Source organism: Kitasatospora sp. NPDC101155 (genome assembly GCF_044768305.1).
Classification (GTDB): Bacteria; Actinomycetota; Actinomycetes; order Streptomycetales; family Streptomycetaceae; genus Kitasatospora.
This window is the reverse complement of the sequence record NZ_JBIWPN010000009.1, coordinates 70,704-94,789: the sequence shown is the minus strand read 5'-3', so window position 1 is coordinate 94,789 and position 24,086 is coordinate 70,704. Positions and strand designations below refer to the sequence as shown.

At 70.9% G+C, this 24,086-nt stretch carries 21 protein-coding genes; 20 read left to right on the top strand and 1 reads right to left on the bottom strand.

All coding sequences use genetic code 11. The features are described 5' to 3' along the window. The first annotated feature begins 51 nt into the window (after window positions 1-51). The 16 genes from ACIRYZ_RS15920 (at window position 52) to ACIRYZ_RS15845 (ending at window position 20,396) form a co-directional block, all read left to right on the top strand. Complete coding sequence (locus ACIRYZ_RS15920) at window positions 52-765, top strand: NADH-quinone oxidoreductase subunit C (RefSeq protein WP_402944239.1); 714 nt, start codon at window positions 52-54, stop codon at window positions 763-765. Then, entirely contained in the window at window positions 765-2,129 is a 1,365-nt protein-coding gene (locus ACIRYZ_RS15915; protein ID WP_402944236.1) for an NADH-quinone oxidoreductase subunit D, read from the top strand. The genes ACIRYZ_RS15920 and ACIRYZ_RS15915 overlap by 1 nt, the downstream gene beginning before the upstream one ends. Then, on the top strand, window positions 2,126-2,881 hold the full coding sequence (gene nuoE, locus ACIRYZ_RS15910; protein WP_387614909.1) for an NADH-quinone oxidoreductase subunit NuoE: 756 nt from the start codon (window positions 2,126-2,128) through the stop codon (window positions 2,879-2,881). The genes ACIRYZ_RS15915 and nuoE overlap by 4 nt, the downstream gene beginning before the upstream one ends. Next, the gene (gene nuoF / locus ACIRYZ_RS15905) at window positions 2,881-4,242 is read left to right on the top strand and encodes an NADH-quinone oxidoreductase subunit NuoF (protein ID WP_402944233.1); all 1,362 of its coding nucleotides are present in this window, start codon (window positions 2,881-2,883) and stop codon (window positions 4,240-4,242) included. Before nuoE ends, nuoF begins: the two co-directional genes overlap by 1 nt. Continuing rightward, on the top strand, window positions 4,239-6,743 hold the full coding sequence (locus ACIRYZ_RS15900; RefSeq protein WP_402944230.1) for an NADH-quinone oxidoreductase subunit G: 2,505 nt from the start codon (window positions 4,239-4,241) through the stop codon (window positions 6,741-6,743). Before nuoF ends, ACIRYZ_RS15900 begins: the two co-directional genes overlap by 4 nt. Continuing rightward, window positions 6,740-8,083: an NADH-quinone oxidoreductase subunit NuoH gene (gene nuoH, locus ACIRYZ_RS15895; protein WP_393033806.1), complete on the top strand. Its 1,344-nt coding sequence runs from the start codon at window positions 6,740-6,742 to the stop codon at window positions 8,081-8,083. The genes ACIRYZ_RS15900 and nuoH overlap by 4 nt, the downstream gene beginning before the upstream one ends. A gap of 6 nt (window positions 8,084-8,089) precedes the next feature. After that, a complete protein-coding gene (gene nuoI, locus ACIRYZ_RS15890) occupies window positions 8,090-8,692 on the top strand; it encodes an NADH-quinone oxidoreductase subunit NuoI (protein WP_393033809.1) in 603 nt (200 codons plus the stop codon). Beyond that, window positions 8,692-9,585, top strand: a complete 894-nt coding sequence (locus ACIRYZ_RS15885) for an NADH-quinone oxidoreductase subunit J (RefSeq protein ID WP_402944623.1) — start codon at window positions 8,692-8,694, stop codon at window positions 9,583-9,585. Before nuoI ends, ACIRYZ_RS15885 begins: the two co-directional genes overlap by 1 nt. Continuing rightward, complete coding sequence (gene nuoK, locus ACIRYZ_RS15880) at window positions 9,582-9,881, top strand: NADH-quinone oxidoreductase subunit NuoK (RefSeq protein ID WP_350516917.1); 300 nt, start codon at window positions 9,582-9,584, stop codon at window positions 9,879-9,881. Before ACIRYZ_RS15885 ends, nuoK begins: the two co-directional genes overlap by 4 nt. 14 nt (window positions 9,882-9,895) lie before the next feature. Then, window positions 9,896-11,791, top strand: a complete 1,896-nt coding sequence (nuoL, locus tag ACIRYZ_RS15875; protein WP_402944226.1) for an NADH-quinone oxidoreductase subunit L — start codon at window positions 9,896-9,898, stop codon at window positions 11,789-11,791. Window positions 11,792-11,825: 34 nt separating this feature from the next. Beyond that, window positions 11,826-13,460, top strand: coding sequence for an NADH-quinone oxidoreductase subunit M (locus ACIRYZ_RS15870; RefSeq protein ID WP_402944223.1), 1,635 nt, complete (start codon window positions 11,826-11,828; stop codon window positions 13,458-13,460). Beyond that, on the top strand, window positions 13,457-15,094 hold the full coding sequence (gene nuoN / locus ACIRYZ_RS15865) for an NADH-quinone oxidoreductase subunit NuoN (protein ID WP_402944221.1): 1,638 nt from the start codon (window positions 13,457-13,459) through the stop codon (window positions 15,092-15,094). The genes ACIRYZ_RS15870 and nuoN overlap by 4 nt, the downstream gene beginning before the upstream one ends. A 252-nt stretch (window positions 15,095-15,346) precedes the next feature. Then, window positions 15,347-16,357 (top strand): polyprenyl synthetase family protein, encoded by a 1,011-nt coding sequence (locus tag ACIRYZ_RS15860; RefSeq protein ID WP_402944218.1) that lies wholly within the window; start codon window positions 15,347-15,349, stop codon window positions 16,355-16,357. A gap of 88 nt (window positions 16,358-16,445) precedes the next feature. Then, on the top strand, window positions 16,446-17,108 hold the full coding sequence (locus ACIRYZ_RS15855) for a response regulator (RefSeq protein WP_380611261.1): 663 nt from the start codon (window positions 16,446-16,448) through the stop codon (window positions 17,106-17,108). A 223-nt stretch (window positions 17,109-17,331) separates the two neighbouring features. After that, entirely contained in the window at window positions 17,332-19,329 is a 1,998-nt protein-coding gene (locus ACIRYZ_RS15850) for a 2-oxoacid:acceptor oxidoreductase subunit alpha (protein WP_402944215.1), read from the top strand. After that, window positions 19,326-20,396, top strand: a complete 1,071-nt coding sequence (locus tag ACIRYZ_RS15845) for a 2-oxoacid:ferredoxin oxidoreductase subunit beta (protein ID WP_402944212.1) — start codon at window positions 19,326-19,328, stop codon at window positions 20,394-20,396. Before ACIRYZ_RS15850 ends, ACIRYZ_RS15845 begins: the two co-directional genes overlap by 4 nt. A gap of 82 nt (window positions 20,397-20,478) precedes the next feature. On the opposite strand, the gene ACIRYZ_RS15840 is transcribed toward ACIRYZ_RS15845, so the two are convergent. Continuing rightward, entirely contained in the window at window positions 20,479-20,859 is a 381-nt protein-coding gene (locus ACIRYZ_RS15840; protein WP_402944209.1) for a VOC family protein, read from the bottom strand. A 178-nt stretch (window positions 20,860-21,037) separates the two neighbouring features. Here ACIRYZ_RS15840 and ACIRYZ_RS15835 point away from each other — a divergent pair, with 178 nt between their 5' ends. Genes ACIRYZ_RS15835 through ACIRYZ_RS15820 form a run of 4 tightly spaced genes read left to right on the top strand, consistent with a single transcriptional unit; the run spans window position 21,038 to window position 24,074 of the window. Further along, window positions 21,038-21,334, top strand: a complete 297-nt coding sequence (locus ACIRYZ_RS15835; RefSeq protein ID WP_402944207.1) for a type VII secretion target — start codon at window positions 21,038-21,040, stop codon at window positions 21,332-21,334. Window positions 21,335-21,360: 26 nt separating this feature from the next. Next, window positions 21,361-22,956: a WXG100 family type VII secretion target gene (locus tag ACIRYZ_RS15830; RefSeq protein WP_402944205.1), complete on the top strand. Its 1,596-nt coding sequence runs from the start codon at window positions 21,361-21,363 to the stop codon at window positions 22,954-22,956. Window positions 22,957-22,982: 26 nt separating this feature from the next. Beyond that, on the top strand, window positions 22,983-23,579 hold the full coding sequence (locus ACIRYZ_RS15825) for a hypothetical protein (RefSeq protein ID WP_402944202.1): 597 nt from the start codon (window positions 22,983-22,985) through the stop codon (window positions 23,577-23,579). Between the two features lie 12 nt (window positions 23,580-23,591). Further along, window positions 23,592-24,074, top strand: coding sequence for a hypothetical protein (locus ACIRYZ_RS15820; protein ID WP_402944200.1), 483 nt, complete (start codon window positions 23,592-23,594; stop codon window positions 24,072-24,074). Window positions 24,075-24,086: the final 12 nt, after the last annotated feature.

Sequence of the window (24,086 nt, the reverse complement as noted above, 5' to 3'; positions counted from 1 at the left end):
CAAGAGGCGCGCGTGGGTGAATGCCCCCGCCGAGCGCAGCGAGGCGGGCGCATGAACGAGCAGGTACCCGAGACCCGCCGCGAGCAGCCGGTCCGCGAACTCCCGGTCGAGGTGGTCGGCCGCCGCCAGGGCATGTTCGGCGCCCAGGGCAGCGGCGACACATCCGGCTTCGGCGGCCTGTCCGCCCCCGTCGCGCTGCCCGGCCCGAGCGAACGCCCGTACGGCGGCTGGTTCGACGAGGTCGCCGACGAGCTGGAGGGCGCCCTGGAGGAACAGGACCTCGACCCGGCCGAGGTGATCGGGAAGACCGTGGTCGACCGCGGCGAACTCACCTTCCACATCGAGCGCGACCACCTGCTGAGGACCGTCCGCATCCTGCGCGACGACCCGGCGCTGCGCTTCGAACTGTGCCTGGGTGTCAGCGGCGTGCACTATCCCGGCGACAAGGGCCGCGAGCTGCACGCGGTCTACCACCTGCGCTCGATCACCCACGGCCGGCTGATCCGGCTGGAGGTCACCGCGCCGGACGCCGACCCCCGGATCCCCTCCGTGGTGAGCGTCTACCCGACCAACGACTGGCACGAGCGCGAGGCCTACGACTTCTTCGGCCTGGTCTTCGACGGCCACCCGGCGCTCACCCGGATCATGATGCCGGACGACTGGCTGGGCCACCCGCAGCGCAAGGACTACCCGCTCGGCGGCATCCCCGTCGAGTACAAGGGCGCCCAGATCCCGGCACCCGACCAGCGGAGGTCGTACAGCTGATGAACGCCCAGCACTACGAAGAGGCCCACGAAGAGACCCTCGGCGGGACCGAGGAAGCGCAGGCCCGCGAGACCACCGAAGGCCGGGTCTTCACCGTCACCGGCGGCGACTGGGGCGAGGTGGTCGAGGCGGTCGGCCGGGCCGACGACGAACGCATCATCGTCAACATGGGCCCCCAGCACCCGTCCACCCACGGCGTGCTGCGGCTGATCCTGGAGATCGACGGCGAGACGGTGAAGGAGGCCCGCTGCGGCATCGGCTACCTCCACACCGGCATCGAGAAGAACATGGAGTTCCGCAGCTGGGTCCAGGGCACCACCTTCGTGACCCGCATGGACTACCTGACCCCGCTGTTCAACGAGACCGCCTACTGCCTGGCGGTCGAGAAACTGCTCGGCATCACCGACGACATCCCGGAGCGGGCCGACGTCATCCGGGTGATGATGATGGAGCTCAACCGGATCGCCTCGCACCTGGTCTGCCTGGCCACCGGCGGCATGGAGATCGGCTCCACCACCCTGATGATCTACGGCTTCCGGGACCGCGAACTGATCCTGGACGTCTTCGAGCTGGTCACCGGCCTGCGCATGAACCACGCGTACGTGCGCCCCGGCGGCCTCGCCCAGGACCTGCCGCCCGGCGCCGTCGACCAGATCCGCGAGGCGGTCAAGGTCTTCCGCTCCCGGATGCACGAGTACGACAAACTCGCCACCGGCAACCCGGTGTTCAAGGCCCGCCTGGTCGACGTCGGCTTCCTGGACCTGCCCGGCTGCCTGGCCCTCGGCGCCACCGGCCCGATCCTGCGCGCCACCGGCCTGCCGCACGACCTGCGCAAGACCGACCCCTACTGCGGCTACGAGAACTACGAGTTCGAGGTCGCCACGGCGGACAGCGCCGACTCCTACGGCCGCTTCCTGATCCGCCTGGAGGAGATGAAGCAGTCCCTGCGGATCGTCGAGCAGTGCCTGGACCGGCTGCGCCCGGGCCCGGTCATGGTGGCCGACAAGAAGATCGCCTGGCCCGCCCAACTCGCCCTCGGCCCCGACGGGATGGGCAACTCGCTCGACCACATCCGCAAGATCATGGGCACCTCGATGGAGGCCCTGATCCACCACTTCAAGCTGGTCACCGAGGGCTTCCGGGTCCCGGTCGGCCAGGCGTACGCGGCGGTCGAGTCGCCCAAGGGCGAGCTGGGCGTGCACGTGGTCAGCGACGGCGGGACGCGCCCGTACCGGGTCCACTTCCGGGATCCGTCGTTCACCAATCTGCAGACGATGGCGGCGATGTGCGAGGGCGGCCAGGTGGCCGACGTGATCGTCGCGGTGGCCGGGATCGACCCGGTGATGGGAGGCGTGGACCGGTGACCAACGTCGAACTCGGACTGCCGGCGCTGCCGGCCCCGCCGTACCCCGAGGAGGTGCGCACCCGACTGGCCGCCGACGCCGCCGAGCTGATCGGCCGCTACCCGCAGGCCCGCTCGGCGCTGCTGCCGCTGCTGCACCTGGTCCAGGCCGAGGAGGGCTTCGTCAGCCCGACCGGGATCCGCTTCTGCGCCGAGCAGCTGGACCTCACCACCGCCGAGGTCACCGCCGTCGCCACCTTCTACACCATGTACCGGCGGCGCCCCGCCGGGACGTACCACGTCGGGGTCTGCACCAACACCCTGTGCGCGGTGCTCGGCGGCGACCAGATCTTCGCCGAGCTCCAGCAGCACCTGGGCATCCGCAACAACGAGACCACCGAGGACGGCGAGGTCTCGATCGAGCACATCGAGTGCAACGCGGCCTGCGACTACGCCCCCGTGGTGATGGTCAACTGGGAGTTCTTCGACAACCAGACCCCGGAGAGCGCCAAGCAGCTGGTCGACGACCTGCGGGCCGGCCGGGAAGTGCGGCCCACCCGCGGCGCCCGGCTGTGCGGTTTCAAGGAGACCGCCCGGATCCTGGCCGGCTTCCCCGACGAGCGCCCCGGCGCCAACGACGAGTCCGGCGCCGGCGGTGCCCCCTCACTGGCCGGGCTGCGCCTGTCCAGGGGCGAGGCCCTGCCCGGAACCGGCGGCACCAAGGTGGTCTCTCCGCGCCACGAGGAGCCCGGCCAGGAAGGGACCGAAGCGTGATGACCTCCGCCGAGCCGGCCGAGAAACTGCTCACCCCCGTCCTCTCCGACTCCTGGGACGACAGCCGCCCCTGGACGCTCGCCACCTACCGCCGCCACCAGGGCTACGAGGGCCTCAAGGCGGCCCTGGCGATGCCCCCGGACGACGTGATCGCGCTGGTCAAGGACGCCGGCCTGCGCGGCCGCGGCGGCGCAGGCTTCCCCACCGGGATGAAGTGGCAGTTCATCCCGCAGAACGACGGCAAGCCGCACTACCTGGTGGTCAACGCGGACGAGTCCGAACCGGGCACCTGCAAGGACATCCCGCTGATGTTCGCCAACCCGCACGCGCTGATCGAGGGCATGGTCATCGCCTCCTACGCGATCCGCTGCGACCACGCGTTCATCTACCTGCGCGGCGAGGTCGTCCCGGTGCTGCGCCGGCTGCACGCGGCCGTCGCCGAGGCGTACCAGGCCGGGCTGCTGGGCCGGAACATCCTCGGCTCCGGCGTGGACCTCGACATCACCGTGCACGCCGGCGCCGGCGCGTACATCTGCGGCGAGGAGACGGCGCTGCTGGACTCGCTGGAGGGCCGGCGCGGCCAGCCGAGGCTGCGGCCGCCGTTCCCGGCGATCGCCGGCCTGTACGCCTGCCCGACGGTGGTCAACAACGTCGAGTCGATCGCCTCGGTGCCGCCGATCCTGGCCCGGGGCAAGGAGTGGTTCAAGGGCCTGGGCACCGAGAAGTCCCCCGGCTTCACGCTCTACTCGCTCTCCGGCCACGTCACCAACCCCGGCCAGTACGAGGCCCCGCTCGGCGTCACCCTGCGCCAGCTGCTGGACCTCAGCGGCGGCATCCGCCCCGGGCACCGGCTGAAGTTCTGGACCCCGGGCGGCTCCTCCACCCCGATGTTCACCGACGAGCACCTCGACGTCCCGCTGGACTACGAGGGCGTCGGCGCGGCCGGCTCGATGCTCGGCACCAAGGCGCTGCAGGTCTTCGACGAGACCACCTGCGTGGTGCGGGCGGTCACCCGCTGGACCGAGTTCTACGCCCATGAGTCCTGCGGCAAGTGCACCCCCTGCCGCGAGGGCACCTACTGGCTGGTCCAGCTGCTCGACCGGATCGAGGCGGGCGAGGGCGTCGAGGGGGACCTGGAGAAGCTCCTCGACATCGCCGACAACATCAACGGCAAGTCCTTCTGCGCGCTGGGCGACGGCGCGGCCAGCCCGATCGTCTCCTCGCTCCAGCACTTCCGGGCCGAGTACGAGCAGCACCTCGCCGAGCGCCGCTGCCCGTTCGACCCGGCCGCCTCCACCGTCTGGGCCGACGGCCCCCGCCCCGGCCACCAGTCCGCCACCGAAAGGGAGGTGCACGCGTGACGATCACAGAGCCAACCGCCTCCGACACGGCGGTCGAACTGGTCACGCTCACCATCGACGGCGTCGAAGTGCAGGTCCCCAAGGGCACCCTGGTGATCCGGGCCGCCGAGACCATCGGCACCCAGATCCCGCGCTTCTGCGACCACCCGCTGCTCGACCCGGCCGGTGCCTGCCGGCAGTGCATCGTCGAGATCGAGGGCCAGCGCAAGCCGGTCGCCTCCTGCACCATCCCGGTCGCCGAGGGCATGGTGGTGCGCACCCAGCTCAGCTCGCCGGTGGCCGAGAAGGCCCAGCGCGGCGTGATGGAGCTGCTGCTGATCAACCACCCGCTGGACTGCCCGATCTGCGACAAGGGCGGCGAGTGCCCGCTGCAGAACCAGGCGATGTCCGCCGGCGGCGCGGACTCCCGCTTCGAGGGCATGAAGCGCACCTACGAGAAGCCGGTGCCGATCAGCAGCCAGGTGCTGCTGGACCGGGAGCGCTGCGTGCTGTGCGCGCGCTGCACCCGCTTCTCCCAGCAGATCGCCGGCGACCCGTTCATCGACCTGGTCGAGCGCGGCGCGCTGCAGCAGGTCGGCACCGGCGAGGGGGACGACTTCGAGTCGTACTTCTCCGGGAACACCATCCAGATCTGCCCGGTGGGCGCGCTGACCTCGGCGGCCTACCGGTTCCGCTCGCGCCCCTTCGACCTGGTCTCCTCGCCGAGCGTGTGCGAGCACTGCTCGGCGGGCTGCGCCCAACGCACCGACCACCGGCGCGGCAAGGTGCTGCGCCGGCTGGCGGGCGAGGACCCGGCGGTGAACGAGGAGTGGAACTGCGACAAGGGCCGGTTCGCCTTCCGCTACGCCCAACTGCGGGACCGGCTGACCACCCCGCTGCTGCGGCAGGGCGGCGAACTGGTCCCCGTCTCCTGGCCGGAGGCGCTGGCCCGGGCGGCCGAGGGGCTGCGCGGGGCCCGTACCGGAGTGCTGGCCGGCGGCCGGGTCACGGTCGAGGACGCGTACGCCTACGCCAAGTTCGCCCGGGTGGTGCTCGGCACCAACGACGTGGACTTCCGGGCCCGTCCGCACACCGGTGAGGAGGCGGACTTCCTGGCCGCGGCGGTCGCCGGGCGCGGGGTGGACGTGGCCGGCGGCGGGGTGACGTACGAGCGGCTGGAACAGGCCCCGGCGGTGCTGCTGGCCGGTCTCGAACCGGAGGAGGAGTCGCCGATCGTCTTCCTGCGGCTGCGCAAGGCCACCCGCGGCCACGGGCTGAAGGTGTACTCGGTGGCGGCCTTCGCCTCCCGGGGCCTGACCAAGCTGCGCGGCGCGCTGCTGCCGGCCGCCCCCGGCACCGAGTCGGAGTGGTTCGCGGCGCTGGCGGCGGACGAGCCGCTGAACGACGAGGCCGGGCAGGCGGCCGAACTGCTGCGCCGGCCGGGCGCGGTGATCCTGGCGGGCGAGCGGCTGGCCGCGGCCCCGGGCGCGCTGACGGCGCTGCTGCGGCTGGCGCACGCCACCGGCGCCGAGCTGGCCTGGGTGCCGCGCCGGGCGGGGGAGCGCGGTGCGGTGGAGGCCGGTGCGCTGCCGGGCCTGCTGCCCGGCGGCCGCCCGGTGGCCGATCCGGCGGCCCGGGCGGAGGCGGCCGAGGTGTGGGGGGTGACCGAGCTGCCCTCGCGGCCGGGCCGGGACACCGACCGGATCCTGACCGCGGCCGCCCAGGGCGACCTGGACGCGCTGCTGGTCGGCGGGGTCGACCCGGACGACCTGCCGGACCCGGCGCTGGCCGACGAGGCCCTGGCCGCGGTGCCGTTCGTGGTGTCGCTGGAGCTGCGGCCCTCCGCGGTGACGGCCCGGGCGGACGTGGTGCTGCCGGTGGCGGCGGTGGCCGAGAAGGCGGGCACCTTCCTGGACTGGGAGGGCCGGGTGCGGATGTTCGAGGCCGCGCTCAAGCCGGACCAGCAGATGGGTCGTCACCTCCAGCCCGACCTGCGGGTGCTGACGATGCTGGCCGACGCGCTGGGCCACCGGCTGGGCCTGGCGGACGTCCGGGCGGCCCGGCTGGAGCTGGACCGCTTCGAGCCCTGGCAGGGTGACCGCGCGGCCGACCCGGCGGCGCACCCGGGCGTGCTGCCCCGCCCGGCCACCGGCCAGGCGGTGCTGGCGGGTTGGCGCCAGTTGCTGGACAACGGCGTGCTGCAGCAGGGCGATCCGCACCTGGCGGGCACCCGGCACCGGGCGGTGGCCCGGATCTCGGCCGCCACCGCGAAGGAGATCGACGCCGAGGCGGCGGCCGCGCTGCGGCTGACCGGCCCGGCCGGCTCGCTGATCCTGCCGCTGGAGGTCACCGACTCGATCCCGGACCGCACGGTCTGGATCCCGCTCAACTCCACGCCGGGCGGCGCCCACCGCACGCTCGGCACCACCGTCGGCCACCTGGTCACGATCGCCGCGGCCACGCTGGAGCCGGTCGCCGTCGAGGACGAGGCCGGGGCCGGCCGCGAAGGGGATGGCCGATGACTCCGCAGCCGTACGAGACGCTCCACTTCTTCGGGCAGGACCCGTGGTGGCTGGTGCTGCTGAAGGCGGTGTTCTGCTTCGCGTTCCTGGTCCTGACGGTGCTGATCGCGATCGTCTGGGAGCGCAAGGTGGTGGCCTGGATGCAGCTGCGCATCGGGCCGAACCGGCACGGCCCGTGGGGCATGCTGCAGTCGCTGGCGGACGGTGTGAAGCTGGCGCTGAAGGAAGACCTGGTGGTCAAGGGCTCGGACAAGGTGGTCTACATCCTGGCCCCGATCGTCTGCGCCATCCCCGCCTTCATGGCCTTCGCGGTGATCCCGTTCGGTCCGGCCGGCAACGAGGTGTCGATCTTCGGCACCCGGACGCCGCTGCAGCTGACCGACCTCCCGGTGGCGCTGCTGTACATCCTGGCGACGGCCTCGGTGGGCATCTACGGGATCGTGCTGGCCGGTTGGTCCTCCGGCTCGACCTACCCGCTGCTGGGCGGGCTGCGCTCCTCCGCGCAGATGATCAGCTACGAGATCGCGATGGGCCTGTCCTTCGCGGCGGTGTTCATCTACTCGGGCTCGATGTCGACCTCGGAGATCGTGGCGCACCAGCAGCCGACCTGGTTCGCGGCGCTGCTGCCGGTGTCGTTCATCGTCTACATCATCTCGATGGTCGGTGAGACCAACCGGGCGCCGTTCGACCTCCCGGAGGCCGAGGGCGAGCTGGTCGGCGGCTTCAACACCGAGTACTCCTCGCTGAAGTTCGCGATGTTCATGCTGGCCGAGTACGTCAACATGGTGACCGTCTCGGCGGTGGCCTCGACCCTGTTCCTGGGCGGCTGGCGGGCCCCCTGGCCGGTGTCGACCTTCTGGGAGGGCGCCAACCACGGCTGGTGGCCGATGCTGTGGATCACGCTGAAGATCCAGCTGCTGCTGTTCTTCTTCATCTGGCTGCGCGGCACGCTGCCCCGGTTCCGCTACGACCAGTTCATGAAGCTGGGCTGGAAGGTGCTGATCCCGGTCTCGCTGGTGTGGCTGGTGCTGATCGCGAGCGTGCGGGCGCTGCGCAACGAGGGCTACGGCTTCGCCGAGGTGCTGCTCTACGTGGGCGCGCCGGTCGGCGTGATCCTGCTGCTGGCGCTGCTGCGGGACTACCTGAAGAAGCAGCCCGAGGAAGCCGCGACGGCTGAGGACGGGCCGTACCCCAAGGGCGAGTTCGACCCGATGGCGGGCGGGTACCCGGTGCCGCCGCTGCCCGGCCAGGAGCTCCCGCCGGTGCCGCGTCGGCGCAGCCGAGCCCCGAAGCAACTGCAGGACGCCCTCAACGGGGCCGACCATTCCGAAGGGAGCTGATCCGAGATGTCGTCCGACCAGACGGGCAGGGACGAGCGGGCCGACCGGCCGTCGATCCTCGGCCCGGCCGCAGGCTTCGGCGTGACCTTCAAGGCCATGTTCAAGAAGCGGCTCACCGAGCAGTACCCGGAGCAGAAGAAGCCCACCGCTCCGCGTTTCCACGGTCGCCACCAGCTGAACCGGCACCCGGACGGCCTGGAGAAGTGCGTCGGCTGCGAGCTGTGCGCGTGGGCCTGCCCGGCCGACGCGATCTACGTGGAGGGCGCGGACAACCGGGACGAGGAGCGCTACTCGCCCGGTGAGCGCTACGGCGCGGTGTACCAGATCAACTACGCCCGCTGCATCCTGTGCGGGCTGTGCATCGAGGCCTGCCCGACCCGGGCGCTGACCATGACCAACGAGTACGAGCTCGCCGACTCCTCCCGCCGGGACCTGATCTTCACCAAGGAGCAGCTGCTGGTCGGCCTGTCCGAGGGCATGGTCGACACCCCGCACGCGATCTTCCCGGGCGCCGACGAGGGCGCGTACTACCGGGGCGAGATCACCGCGGCGGCGCCCGGGACGGTCCAGCAGGAGCGCACCGACCGGGACAAGGAGGTGCAGCAGTGATCGCACATCTCGCGGCCGCGACCGGGACGACCTCCACGGGTGAGGCCGTCCAGTTCTGGGTGCTCGCGGTGATCGCGGTCGGCGGCGCGCTCGGCATGCTGCTGATGCGCAAGGCCGTGCACAGCGCGCTCTGCCTGGCGGCCACCATGATGGCGCTGGCGCTCTGTTACATGGCCCAGGGCGCGGTGTTCCTGGGCGTGGTGCAGATCGTGGTCTACACCGGCGCGATCATGATGCTGTTCCTGTTCGTGGTGATGCTGGTCGGCGTCACCAGCGAGGACTCTCTGAAGGAGCAGCTGAAGGGCCAGCGGTTCGCCGCGGTGCTGTGCGGGCTGGGCTTCGGCGTGCTGCTGATCGCCGGGATCGCCAACGCGAAGCTGAACCACTTCACCGGGCTGGCCGAGGCGAACGCCGAGGGCAACGTGCCGGGCCTGGCCCGGCTGATCTTCACCCGCTACGTCTGGGCCTTCGAGGTCACCGGCGCGCTGCTGATCACCGCGGCGGTCGGCGCGATGGTGCTGACCCACCGGGAGCACGTGAAGGCCCCGAAGACCCAGCGCGAGCTGGCGGAGCAGCGGGTCAGGGACAACATCCAGGTGCCGCCGATGCCGGCCCCGGGCGTGTACGCCCGGCACAACGCGGTGGACGTCCCGGCGCTGCTGCCGGACGGCACCGTCGCCGAGGACTCGGTGATGGCGACGCTGCGCGAGCGCGGCCAGATCCGGGACGTCAGCCAGGCGATGCTGCAGCGGATGGCGGAGCTGGAGAACACCACGGCGGACTGGCTGGGCCGGCCCTCCTCGGAGCGGCCGGCGGTGGCCCCGCCGCGCAAGTCGCTGGAGCCGGCGGGTGCCAACAACGCGAACGGGGCGGACGAGGAGGGCGAGCAGTGAACCCGGTCAACTACCTGTACCTGTCGGCCCTGTTGTTCACCATCGGCGCCTCCGGGGTGCTGATCCGGCGCAACGCGATCGTGCTGTTCATGTGCGTCGAGCTGATGCTGAACGCCTCGAACCTCGCGCTGGTGACCTTCTCCCGGCTGCACGGGACCCTGGACGGCCAGGTCATCGCGTTCTTCACGATGGTGGTCGCGGCGGCCGAGGTCGTGGTCGGCCTCGCCATCATCGTCTCCATCTTCCGGACCAGGCACTCCGCTTCGGTCGACGACAGCAACCTGATGAAGCTGTAGGCGGAGGACCTTCGGTGAACTCTCTCATTCCGCTGCTGGTGGCGGCTCCGCTGGCCGGCTCCGCCCTGCTGCTGCTCGGCGGCCGGGCGCTCGACCGGTTCGGCCACTGGCTGGCCACCGCGCTCGCCGCGCTCTCGTTCGGCTTCGGCCTGGCGCTGTTCTCGGACATGCTCGGCCGCGACGCCGAGCACCGGGCGGTGACCAGGCACCTGTTCAGCTGGATCCCGGTGAACGGCTTCCAGGCCGACATCTCGTTCCGGCTCGACCAGCTGTCGATGACCTTCGTCCTGCTGATCACCGGTGTCGGCACCCTGATCCACCTGTACTCGGTGGGCTACATGGCGCACGACGAGCGCCGGCGCCGCTTCTTCGCGTACCTGAACCTGTTCCTGGCGGCCATGCTGCTGCTGGTGGTGGCCGACAACTACCTGCTGCTGTACTTCGGTTGGGAGGGCGTGGGCCTGGCCTCGTACCTGCTGATCGGCTTCTGGCAGCACAAGCCGAGCGCGGCGACGGCGGCGAAGAAGGCCTTCATCGTCAACCGGGTCGGCGACATGGGCCTGTCGATCGCGATCATGCTGATGTTCGCCGAGTTCGGCTCCTTCGCCTTCGACCCGGTCTTCGGCGGGGCGTCCCGGGCGAGCGAGGGCAAGCTGACCGCGATCGGCCTGATGCTGCTGCTGGCGGCCTGCGGCAAGTCGGCCCAGGTGCCGCTGCAGTCCTGGCTCGGGGACGCGATGGAGGGTCCGACCCCGGTCTCGGCCCTGATCCACGCGGCCACCATGGTGACCGCGGGCGTCTACCTGATCACCCGTTCCTCGGTGATCTTCGACCTGGCGCCGGACGCCCAGACCGCCGTGGTGGTGGTCGGCGCGGTCACGCTGCTGTTCGGTGCGATCGTCGGTTGCGCCAAGGACGACATCAAGAAGGCGCTGGCCGGCTCGACCATGTCGCAGATCGGCTACATGGTGCTGGCGGCCGGGCTGGGCCCGATCGGCTACGCCTTCGCGATCATGCACCTGGTGACCCACGGCTTCTTCAAGGCCGGGCTGTTCCTCGGCGCCGGGTCGGTCATGCACGGCATGAACGACGAGGTGGACATGCGTCACTACGGCGGCCTGTGGAGGCACATGAAGGTCACCTTCGTCACCTTCGGCCTCGGCTACCTGGCGATCATCGGCTTCCCGGGCCTGTCCGGCTTCTTCTCCAAGGACAAGATCATCGAGGCCGCCTTCGCCAAGGGTGGCACCGAGGGCTGGATCCTCGGCCTGTGCGCGCTGGTCGGCGCGGCCGTCACCGCGTTCTACATGACCCGGGTGATGCTGCTGACCTTCTTCGGTGAGAAGCGCTGGCAGCCGGACGAGAAGGGAAACCTCCCGCACCCGCACGAGTCGCCGAGGACCATGACCGTCCCGATGATCCTGCTGGCCGTCGGCTCGGTGTTCGCGGGCGGGCTGTTCGCCTTCAACAACTCCTTCCTGAAGTGGCTGGAGCCGGTCACCGGACACAGCGAGGGCAACTCGCCGCTCAGCTCCCTGACCGTCACCGGGCTGACCACGGCCTGCATGCTGGCCGGCGTCGGCCTGTCGTACCTGATGTACGGGCGCTCGCCCGTCCCGGTGGTCCCGCCGGTCGGCTCCCCGCTCACCCGGGCCGCCCGCCGCGACCTGCTGCAGGACGACTTCAACCACGCCGTGCTGGTGCGGCCGGGCTCGGCGCTGACCGCGACGCTGGTCTACTTCGACAGCCGCGGCCTGGACGGCTTCGTCAACGGCCTGGCCGCCGTCATCGGGGGCCTGTCCAGTCGGATGCGGCGGGTCCAGAACGGCTTCGTCCGCTCGTACGCGCTCTCCATGTTCGGCGGCACGCTGGTGCTGGTCGCCTCGACTCTCCTGATGAGGTCCGTGTAATGACTCGTCCTGAAAAACATCGGGAGGTCAGGCCGTGAGTGCTCTGCTGACCGCCACGTGCGTCGTCCCCGCAGTCGGTGCGGTGGTGACCGCCGCCCTGCCGGCCGGGACGAGCGAGGCCCGGCGCACCAACGCCAAGGCCGTCTCCCTGGTCTTCTCCGCCGCCACCCTGGCGCTGGCCGCCGTGGTGGCGGCCCGGTTCGACCCGCACGGCGCCCGCTACCAGCTGACCGAGTCGTACAGCTGGATCCGCTCCTTCGGCATCACCTTCTCGCTCGGCGTGGACGGCATCGGCGCGGTACTGGCCCTGCTGACGGCCGTCCTGGTGTCGATCATCATGCTGGCCTCCTGGCACGACGCCGATCCGGCTCCGACCGGCCCCGACGGCACCGTCGACCCCGGCACCTTCGAGCGGCGCCGCCGGACCCAGGGATTCTTCGCCCTGATCCTGGCGGTGGAGGCGATGGTGATCGTCTCCTTCTACGCCACCGACCTCTTCCTGTTCTACGTGTTCTTCGAAGCCATGCTGATCCCGATGTACTTCCTGATCGGCGGTTTCGGCGACCGGGCCGGCGGCCCCGAGTCGGCGCGCCAGCGCTCCTACGCGGCCGTCAAGTTCCTGCTGTACAACCTGCTCGGCGGCCTGGTGATGCTGGCCGCCGTGATCGGGCTGTACGTGATCGCGCAGGGCCAGGGCCTGGGCACCTTCGACCTGCCGACCCTCACCGGCGCGATCGCCGACGGCAAGCTGCAGCTGACCGGCACCGCCGAGAAGGCGCTGTTCCTCGGCTTCTTCTTCGCCTTCGCGGTGAAGGCCCCGCTGTGGCCGCTGCACACCTGGCTGCCGAACGCGATGGGCGAGGCCACCGCCGGCACCGCCGTGCTGATCACCGCGGTGGTGGACAAGGTCGGCACCTTCGCGATGCTGCGGTTCTGCCTCGGGCTGTTCCCGCACGCCTCGAAGACCTTCGCCCCGGCGATCCTGGTCCTCTCGCTGATCGGGATCGTCTACGGCGCGCTGCTGGCGGTCGGCCAGAAGGACATCAAGCGGCTGGTCGCCTACGCCTCGATCTCGCACTTCGGCTTCATCATCATGGGCATCTTCGCCCTGACCAGCCAGGGCCAGAGCGGCGCGACCCTCTACATGGTCAACCACGGCATCTCCACCGCCGCGTGGATGCTGGTGGCCGGCTTCCTGATCTCCCGCCGCGGCTCGCGGCTGATCGCCGACTACGGCGGCGTGCAGAAGGTCGCCCCGGTGCTCGCCGGGACCTTCCTGATCGGCGGTCTGGCCACCCTGTCGCTGCCGGGGCTGGCCCCGTTCGTCAGTGAGTTCCTGGTGCTGGTGGGCACCTTCACCCGCTACCCGGCCATCGGGATCGTCGCCACCTTCGGCATCGTGCTGGCCGCGCTGTACGCCCTGCTGCTGTACCAGCGCACCATGACCGGCCCGGTGAAGGACGGGGTGCGCACGATGCCCGACCTCAAGGCCCGCGAACTCGCCGTGGTGGCGCCGCTGGTGGCGCTGACGATCCTGCTGGGCGTCTACCCCAAGCCGCTCACCGACCTGGTCAATCCCTCGGTGAACGCGACGCTCTCGCAGGTCCACCAGACCGACCCGGCGCCGGCCCACCCGGTCGCCACCACCTCAGGAGGTGAGCAGAAGTGAGCGTCACCGCAGTGCTCGCCGCCGCCGGCGGCAGCACCCCCAGCATCCCGGCGCCGCACATCGAGTACGGCCAACTCTCCCCGATGCTGGTGGTGTTCGGCGCCGCCGTGGCCGGCATCCTGGTCGAGGCCTTCGTGCCCCGGCGGCTGCGGCGCTGGACCCAGGTCTCGCTCGCCCTGGTCGCCCTGACCGGCGCGTTCGTCGCCGTGGTGGTGCTGGCCGCGCAGGGCCACGGCTCACCGCGGATCGACCTGCTGGCCATGGAGTCGGTCGCCCTGGACGGCCCGGCGCTGTTCCTGCAGGGCGTGATCCTGTTGGTCGCCGTGGTCGCGGTGCTCACCTACGCCGAGCGCAGGCTGGAGCCCAAGGCCGGCGGCCTGCCCGCCGACGCCTTCGCCGCCCAGGCCGCCGCCACCCCCGGCGGCGAGCAGGAGCGGGCCGCGATCCGGGCCGGCTTCACCACCAGCGAGGTCTTCCCGCTGACCATGTTCGCGGTCGGCGGCATGCTGCTCTTCCCCGCCGCCAACGACCTGCTGACGATGTTCGTGGCGCTGGAGGTCTTCTCCCTCCCGCTCTACCTGCTGTGCGCGCTGGCCCGCCGCCGCCGGCTGCTCTCCCAGGAGGCGGCGGTCAAGTACTTCCTGCTCGGCGCCTTCGCCTCGGCCTTCTTCCTGTTCGGCACCGCGCTGCTGTACGGCTACGCCGGCAGCGTGAGGCTCGGCGACATCGCGGACGTCATCTCCGGCAAGGCGATGACCACCCCGGCGCAGCTGAGCACCACCCAGAGCGACGCGCTGCTGCTGACGGGCCTGGCGATGCTGGCGGTCGGTCTGCTGTTCAAGGTCGGCGCGGTGCCGTTCCACGCCTGGATCCCGGACGTCTACCAGGGCGCGCCGACCCCGGTGACCGGCTTCATGGCGGCGGCCACCAAGGTCGCGGCCTTCGGGGCGTTCCTGCGGCTGTTCTACGTGGCCTTCCCGGGCCTGCGGCTGGACTGGCGCCCGGTGCTGTGGGGCGTGGCGATCCTCACCATGGTGGTGGGCGCGGTGCTGGCGGTGACTCAGCAGGACGTCAAGCGGCTGTTGGCGTACTCCTCCGTCGCGCACGCCGGGTTCATCCTGACCGGCGTGATCGCCGTCAACAAGCAGGGACTGTCCTCGGTGCTGTTCTACCTGTTGGCGTACTCCTTCGTGACGCTCGGCGCCTTCGCCGTGGTCACCCTGGTGCGCGACTCCAAGGGCGAGGCGACCCACCTGTCCAGCTGGGCGGGGCTGGGGCGGCGCTCGCCGCTGGTGGCGGCGGTGTTCGCGCTGTTCCTGCTGGCCTTCGCCGGGATTCCGCTGACCTCCGGTTTCACCGGGAAGTTCGCGGTGTTCCAGGCGGCGGCGGCCGGTGGGGCGACGCCGCTGGTGGTGGTCGGTGTGCTGAGCTCGGCGGTGGCCGCGTTCTTCTACATCCGGGTGATCGTGCTGATGTTCTTCTCCGACCCGAAGCCGGGCGGCCCGACGGTGGCGATCCCGAGCGCCTTCACCGCGACCGCGATCGGGCTGGGCGTACTGGTGACGCTGGTTCTCGGCCTGCTGCCCCAGTACTTCCTTGACCTCGCGTCCAAGGCCTCGCTGTTCGCGTACTGACCGTCACCGGTCGGTTTGCTGGAGATCGGTCCGGAAGTGCGGGCCGATCTCCAGCCTTTATTTCCAAACGAATTCGCCCCCACCGCCGCAATGCCCGGAGAGCCGTTCTGACCAGGCCTTCCGGCCCGATCATGACAGGATCCGCACGCCCGTGCAGTGATCCACTCACGACCGGATACCCTGCCTGTATGGCCAGCGGCGGCACTCAGGGACCAGGCCGCTAGATCGACCAGGGACAGAGGAGTGGTCTTCGTGACCGTCGTGGAACCCTTCGGGCTCAGCGTGCAGGACCGCGACCTGACCCGGGACGTCCAGGCCGGACTGGACGCGGTGGAGGCGGCGCTCACCGCCGCCGTCAAGAGCGACGTCCCCTTCATCACCGTCACCGCCAGTCACCTCCTGCAGGCCGGTGGCAAGCGCTTCCGTCCGTTGCTCCTGCTGCTGGCCGCCCAGTTCGGTGACTCGGGCGCGCCCGGCGTGGTGCCCGCCGCGGTGGTGGTCGAGCTGACCCACCTCGCCACGCTGTACCACGACGACGTCATGGACGAGGCCCCGGTGCGCCGCGGCGCCGAGAGCGCCAACTCCCGCTGGGACAACTCGGTCGCCATCCTCACCGGCGACTTCCTCTTCTCCCGCGCCTCCCAGGTCCTGGCCGACCTCGGCCCGGAGGCGGTGCGGATGCAGGCCGAGGCGTTCGAGCGGCTGGTCACCGGCCAGATCATGGAGACCCGCGGCCCCGGCCCGGAGGGCGACCCGCTGCAGCACTACCTGGACGTGCTGGAGGGCAAGACCGGATCGCTGATCGCCGTCTCCTGCCGGATAGGAGCACAGATGGCCGGCGCCGAGCCCTGGCAGGTGGACACCCTGGGCGAGTTCGGCGAGCGGATCGGCATCGCGTTCCAGCTGGCCGACGACGTGCTGGACATCGCCAGCGACGGCCACGAGTCCGGCAAGACCCCCGGCACGGACCTGCGCGAGGGCGTGCCCACCCTGCCGACCCTGCTGCTGCAGCAGATGCCGGCCGACCCGGCCGACCCGGACGACGCGCGGCTGCGCGAGCTGCTCACCCAGGACCTCGCCGACGACGGGCTGCACGCCGAGGCACTGCGCCTGCTGCGCCGCCACCCCGCGCTGGAGCGCGCCCGCCGGGAGACCCTGCGGCACGCCGAGGAGGCCCGGGCGCTGCTCGCCCCGCTGCCGGACTGCGCGGCGAAGGCGGCCCTGGAGGGGCTCTGCGACGCGGTGGCGATCCGCACCATGTGACCGGGCCGATCCGGTCCTCGGCCTCCGGCGGCGTGCGCGGATGGGGGAGACTGACTCCCGTCAGCTCACGCCTGCCCGGAAGGTCACCATGCGTCGCGTCGTCATCGCCGAGGACTCCGTACTGCTGCGGGAGGGTCTGACCCGGCTGCTCACCGACCGGGGCCTGGAGGTCGTGGCGGGCGTCGGGGACGGCGACGCCCTGGTGAAGACCATCCACGACCTGGCGGCGGCCGACGCCCTGCCGGACGTGGTGGTCTCCGACGTGCGGATGCCCCCGACCCACACCGACGAGGGCCTGCGCGCCTGTGTGGAGCTGCGCGGCCGCTATCCGCAGCTGAACGTACTGGTGCTGTCGCAGTTCGTGGAGGAGCGTTACGCCTCCGAGCTGCTGGCCGGCTCCACCCGGGGCGTCGGCTACCTGCTGAAGGACCGGGTCGCCGAGGTGCGCGAGTTCGCCGACGCGGTGGTCCGGGTCGCCGAGGGCGGCACCGCGCTGGACCCGGAGGTGGTGCAGCAGCTGCTCAGCCGCAGCCGCAAGGGTGACGTTCTGGCCAATCTCACCCCGCGCGAGCGCGAGGTGCTCGGGCTGATGGCGGAGGGCCGCACCAACGCGGCGGTGGCCAAGCAGCTGGTGGTCTCCGACGGCGCGGTGGAGAAGCACGTCAGCAACATCTTCCTCAAGCTGGGCCTGGCCCAGAGCCCGGAGGACCACCGTCGGGTGCTCGCGGTGCTCACCTACCTGAACTCCTGACCCGCGGCCCGAGGGGGCCTCGCGGCACCGGCCGTCGGAGCGCGGAATGATCTCCGGCGGCCGCGCGTTGTCGCTATGTGAAGCACGGACGCGGGCGGGTGCAACTTCCTGTCAGAGTTCCGGCCGGGCTCAAGGTCGCACGCATAGGATGCGAGCGGTGCACCAAGCGGACGGGGCACGGGGCCGCGCCCGCGGTGGTGTGCCCACGAGGAGGTCCGCGGCAGTGACCAGTCAGGTCGATCAGTCAGAGGCAGTGGACGGATCGGGCGGCGGCGAGGGTCGTACCGGCGACGGTGACGGACACCCCGGCGCGAACGGGCCCGCCGGTCCGCACGGCCCGGGTGGCCCGCCGGCGAAGCGCGCCAAGCCCATCCGCAGACTCGACCGGGTGATCATCCGCTTCGCCGGTGACTCCGGTGACGGCATGCAGCTCACCGGTGACCGGTTCACCTCGGAGACGGCCACCTTCGGCAACGACCTCTCCACGCTGCCGAACTTCCCGGCCGAGATCCGGGCCCCCGCCGGCACCCTGCCGGGCGTCTCGTCCTTCCAACTGCACTTCGCCGACCACGACATCCTCACCCCGGGCGACGCCCCGAACGTACTGGTGGCGATGAACCCGGCGGCCCTGAAGGCGAACGTGCCGGACCTGCCGCGCGGCGCGGAGATCATCGTCAACACCGACGAGTTCACCAAGCGCGCGCTGTCCAAGGTCGGCTACGCGGCCGACCCGCTGGGCGACGGCTCGCTGGACGGCTTCCACCTGCACAAGGTGCCGCTCACCACGCTGACCCTGGAGGCGCTCAAGGACAGCGGGCTGGCCCGCAAGGACGCCGAACGGGCGAAGAACATGTTCGCCCTGGGCTTGCTGTCCTGGATGTACCACCGGCCCACCCACGGCACCGAGACCTTCCTGCGCAGCAAGTTCGCCAAGAAGCCGGAGATCGCCGAGGCCAACATCAGCGCCTTCCGGGCGGGCTGGAACTTCGGCGAGACCACCGAGTCCTTCGCGGTCTCCTACGAGGTGTCGCCGGCCAAGCTCCCCGCCGGGCGCTACCGCAACATCTCCGGCAACCTCGCCCTGTCGTACGGGCTGGTGGCCGCCTCGCAGCGTGCCGGCCTGCCGCTCTACCTGGGCTCGTACCCGATCACCCCGGCCTCGGACATCCTGCACGAGCTGTCCAAGCACAAGAACTTCGGGGTGCGCACCTTCCAGGCCGAGGACGAGATCGCCGGCATCGGCGCGGCGCTCGGCGCGGCCTTCGGCGGGGCGCTCGGCGTGACCACCACCTCCGGGCCCGGTGTCGCGCTGAAGTCCGAGACCATCGGCCTGGCCGTCTCGCTCGAACTGCCGCTGCTGATCGTGGACATCCAGCGCGGCGGCCCGTCCACCGGCCTGCCGACCAAGACCGAGCAGGCCGACCTGCTGCAGGCCATGTTCGGCCGCAACGGCGAGGCCCCGGTGCCGATCGTCGCCCCGGCCACGCCCGCCGAGTGCTTCGACGCCGCACTGGAGGCGGCCCGGATCGCGGTGACCTACCGCACCCCGGTGTTCCTGCTCTCGGACGGCTACCTGGCCAACGGCTCCGAGCCCTGGCGGATCCCGGCCGTCGACGAACTGCCGGAGATCGACCCGCAGTTCGCGACCGGCCCGAACCGCGAGGACGGCGCCTTCTGGCCCTACCTGCGCGACCCGCACACCCTCGCCCGGCCGTGGGCGGTGCCCGGCACGGCCGGTCTGGAGCACCGGATCGGCGGCATCGAGAAGCAGGACGGCACCGGCAACATCTCCTACGACCCGGCCAACCACGACTTCATGGTCCGCACCCGGCAGGCCAAGGTCGACGGCATCACCGTCAAGCCGGTGGAGGTCGACGACCCGACCGGTGACGCCCGGGTGCTGGTCATCGGCTGGGGCTCGACGTACGGCCCGATCACCGCGGCGGTGCGTCGGGTGCGCGCGGACGGCGGCGAGATCGCCCAGGCGCACCTGCGCAACCTCAACCCATTCCCGGCCAACCTGGGCTCGGTGCTGCGCAGTTACGAGAAGGTCATCGTGCCCGAGATGAACCTCGGGCAGCTCGCGCTGCTGCTGCGGGGGAAGTACCTGGTGGACGCCGAGTCCTACAACCAGGTGCGCGGACTGCCGTTCAAGGCGGCGCAGTTGGCGGACGTGCTGTGGGCGGCGATCGGCACCCTGGACGAGGAGGACCACCGATGAGCGACGTTGACTCCGAGAAGCGTGGCTTCCCGTCGCTGCGACTGGTGCCCAAGGCCGAAGGGCCGCAGAGCGCCCGGGACTTCAAGACCGACCAGGAGGTGCGCTGGTGCCCCGGCTGCGGGGACTACGCGATCCTGGCAGCGGTGCAGGGCTTCATGCCGGAGCTCGGCATCAAGCGCGAGAACACCGTGTTCGTCTCCGGCATCGGCTGTTCCTCGCGCTTCCCGTACTACATGAACACCTACGGGGTGCACTCGATCCACGGCCGGGCGCCGGCGATCGCGACCGGGCTGGCCTCCTCCCGGCGGGACCTGAGCGTCTGGGTGGTGACCGGTGACGGCGACGCGCTGTCGATCGGCGGCAACCACCTGATCCACGCCCTGCGGCGGAACGTCAATCTGAAGATCCTGCTGTTCAACAACCGTATCTACGGCCTCACCAAGGGCCAGTACTCGCCGACCAGTGAACTCGGCAAGATCACCAAGTCCACCCCGATGGGCTCGCTGGACGCGCCGTTCAACCCGCTGTCGCTGGCGATCGGCGCGGAGGCCTCCTTCGTGGCGCGCACCATCGACTCGGACCGCCAGCACCTGCAGTCGGTGCTGCGGGCGGCGGCCGAGCACGAGGGCACGGCGCTGGTGGAGATCTACCAGAACTGCAACATCTTCAACGACGGCGCCTTCGAGGTGCTGAAGGAGCCCGGCACGCGCGACGAGGCGCTGATCCGGCTGGAGCACGGCCGGCCGATCCGCTTCGGCGCCGAGGCGGCCAACGGCGTCTTCCGGGGGCCGGACGGCGAGCTGTTCACCGCCCCGGTCACGGCGGACAACGAGGAGCGGGTGCTGGTCCACGACGCCCACGCGGCGAGCCCCGCCACCGCCTTCGCGCTCTCCCGCATCGCCGACGCGGACACCCTGCACCACACGCCGATCGGCGTGCTGCGGAGCGTCGCGCGGCCGGTCTACGACGAGCTGATGGAGAGCCAGCTGGCCACCGCCGCGGCCCACCGGGGGCCCGGCGACCTGGCGACCCTGCTGGCGGGCAACGACACCTGGATGGTGGACTGACCGTCCCCGCTCGCGAGTTGGCGCCCCCGTCCACCGGACGGGGGCGCCAACTCGTTCGGGCTGCCGCCTGGCCCGGTTGCGGCTACTGCTCGGCCCACTCGACCAGCTCGACCACGACCCCGTTCGGGTCGGCGACCTGGAACAGCTTCTCGCCCCACGGCTCCTCGCGCAGCGGCAGGGTGATCGTGACCCCCTCGCCGCGCAGCCGCTCCTCCTCCGCGGCGATGTCCTCGACGGTGAACGCCAGGATCACCCCGTCCGCCGTCCGGTGCCGCTGGTCCTCGGGCAGGACCTCCAGGCCGCGCCGCAGGTAGACGACACCGACCCCGCCGCCCGGGTGGACCAGCGAGACGAAGCCGTCGGCGGACATCTGCTCGGTGTAGCCGAAGTGCCGCTGGAGGAAGGCGGCTGAGGTGGTGACGTCCTCGACGGTCAGGGTGACGACGGTGCTGGTGATCTGCATGGGCGGAGCCCTCTCGTCCGTGCGCTCAATTATCCCGTACGCAGTACACTATACATAGTACGGAGAATCTCGCCAGGGGGATCCACTCCGTTCGCGCCCATGTTCGAGAAAGTCCGGCGGCGAACCGCACGCCGCCGCTAGGGTTGGACGATCGCATCGAGCATGGGGGGTCGATCCGATGTCGGACGCCGGATTCGAGGTCTCACCGGAGCAGTTGAGGTCCTCGGCGGCCAACGCTTCGTCCATCACCGCGGGGCTGGCCAAGCCGGTCCAGACCGCGAGCACCGCCTCGGGGAGCGCCGAGACGGCCCTGGAGGGCTGGCAGGTGTCCGGGCAGCTGGCCGCCGTGGTGACCGCGTGGACCCAGGGCGTGGAGAAGATCCGTACCGCGCTGGGCACGGACGAGGAGGCGCTCCGTACGGCTGCCGACAACTACGGCAAGACCGAGCACGGGACTGCCAAGGCCCTCGAATAGGACGACAGGGGAAGAGGGGGGCTCCCGTGGTGGACTTCGCGCGCCTGCGTGACGTGAAACCGGAGTCGGTGACGGAGGCCGGCAAGGACTGGCAGGCCGTCGCCAAGGCGTTCGACCAAGCACGCCAGCACATCGAGGAGTCGGTGCTCAAGCCGCTCGGGACCTGGACCGGCCCCGCCGCGACCGGCGCCCGGCACTCCTTCGGCCAGCAGGAGTTGCAGCTACAGGTGGCCGCGCTGGAACTCCAGGCGGTCCAGCAGGTGTTGGACGGCTTCGTCCAGGCGGTGACCGCCGCCCAGCAGGAACTGCAGTGGGCGCTGACGGAGGCGAGCAAGCGCGGCCTCTCGGTCGACGCGAACGGCACCGTCACGGCGACGCCGACGCCGGTCGACCAGCTGCCCAAGAACGCGGCGCTCCGCCAGGAGGCCGCCGACTCCTACCGGGCCGAGGTCGCCTACGCCGCGACCCTCACCGCCGACATCGCCGCCGCCGTCCAGGCCGCCACCCAGGCGGACACCAAGTGCGCGGCCGAACTGGGCAAGCTGGCGGGGGAGTCCAAGCTCCTCGACGGCAGCGGGCGCACCGGCCTGGCGGGCGCGGTCCAGGTCGCCGCCAAGGACCTCGGCGAGGCCACCCGGCTCGCCGGAACCGTCGAGGGGGACGCCGTCCCCACCGACCCGGCCGCCCGGGCCGCCTGGTGGAACGGTCTGCCGCAGGATCGGCGGAACCTCTTCCTGGACGCGGCGCCGTGGAAGGTCCAGGGGCTGCCCGGGGTGCCTACGCTGGAGGATTACTACAAGCAACTCGCCATGCGGAAGGCCGGGATCGACCCGTCCAAGTGGAACCCGGACAAGGGCCTGGACTTCAACGACGAGACCGTGCAGAAGGTCTACGCCTGGTACCAGAAGCTGTGGGACGAGAACCCGGACTTCCAGTGGGCCGGCATGGCCAAACTGGCCGGAGCCCCGGTGTACGGGGGGATCCACGACCTCGACGAGTTCATCAAGGGCGCGAACGTCGGCGGGCTGATCACCCCCGTCCCCGGGGTGGGGCTGCTGTCCACCATGAGCACCGACGAGGTGCAGTGGTTCGAGAACAAGTTCCTGCACATGCAGAAGGACATCTTCGACGACGTCGGCTCCATGCACGCCGCGTACCAGCAGTACGGCATGGCCGGCATCGAGGCGTTGCAGCAGCAGGACGCGACCAAGTACCCGAAGGGACTGGTCGACGCCTGGCGGGACATCGACTCCGGCGACCCCAAGCGGGTGGCGGCGGGGAACGCCGCGCTGCTGGAACGCGAGCAGACCGTGGTGCTGCCCGGCTCGTACAAGGACGTGGCCAACCACCACGGCCCGGTCGGGGAGGCGTTCGCCGAAACGCTGTCGGCCATGACCAAGTCGCCGATTCCGGGCAGCAAGTCCTTCAGCGACTACTACGGAGGTGAATGGTCGACCTGGTGGGACGATCGCTACGTGACCGACACGGACGACCGGATGGACTGGATCCGCAAGGACATGCTGCCCAAGTACCAGCAGCTCCTGAAGAATCCGGTGGAGGCGAAGACGCTCATCGACACTCCACTGCTCGACCGGGCCGATCAGTACGAGATCCTGCCGTGACAGCGGCGTGGCGATCGCGGAGGACGGTGGCTCTGCTCTGCGCGGGTCTGCTGGTCGCCGGATGTTCCCTGGTGGGCGGGAAGTCGCATCCCATCCACTGGGATCTGCGGAACTCACACCGGGCAACTGATCTCGGCGTCAAGTTGAATCCGCACAGCGGCCATGACTTCAACGACCTAGGTCCGGTGGACATCGATCTGCCGGGTGGCCAGCGCTTCCACGCGGACAAGATGTTTCTCATCGTGGCGACCACCCTCGATGACACCGAGAACGTCGACGAACTCGTGGGCTGGTACCCCGAGATGCCGCTCGAAGAGGCGTACAAGAAGGCTTTGGAACTCGCCCGACAGTTCCACCTGAAGCCCGACGGTCTCCAGGACTTTCACCGGCGCGTCCTCGAGGACCTGGCGAACGGCGACCGGGCGCGTCTCGGCAGCGAGGAGGGTGGAACCGACTTCCCGCTGTTGACTCCGGAGGGTCCGCTCGTCGGTGTCAGCCTCAGGTACGAGACCACCAACAACGGCCAGCCGGTGACCATCAATATCCAGTTCGCCTGGGGCAAGAACCTGGAACTCACCCTCCGGGACCAGGCCACCCAGTCCGCCACCCCGACCGCCCCCTGACCCGGAGCCCCTGTGTCCCACGAGCAATCCGTCCACCCGGAGGCCGTCACCTGGAACCTCCGCACCGGCCACCGCCGCGGCGACGTCGGCTGGCCCGGGGCCGTCCGGCGCCGCTGGCGCATCCCCGCGGTGGCCGCGACCATCGCGCTGCCGGGCGGGCGCTGGTTCACCGGGCGGGTCGAGCTGCTCGCCACCGCCGAGGGGGAGACGCTCGACCTGGTCAGCGCGACCTTCCCGGCCGCCACGGTGGACGACGCCTACCGGCTGTCGGGCGAGCTGGCCGCGTACTGGGAGCTGCCGGTGGAGCCGCTGGAGGCCTGGTACCGCGAGGTGCGGGCGGGGCTGGCGGCCGGGAAGGCGATCAACGGGTTCGGGCTGAGCATCCGCGGCCCGCGGCTGGAGGAGCCGTCCGGGCCCACCGTGAACCTGGTGTTCCTGTTCGCGCCGGGCAGCCCGCGGCCGGTGCGGCCGGCGCTGTACTTCGAGTGGTCCTGAGCCGGTGCCCCG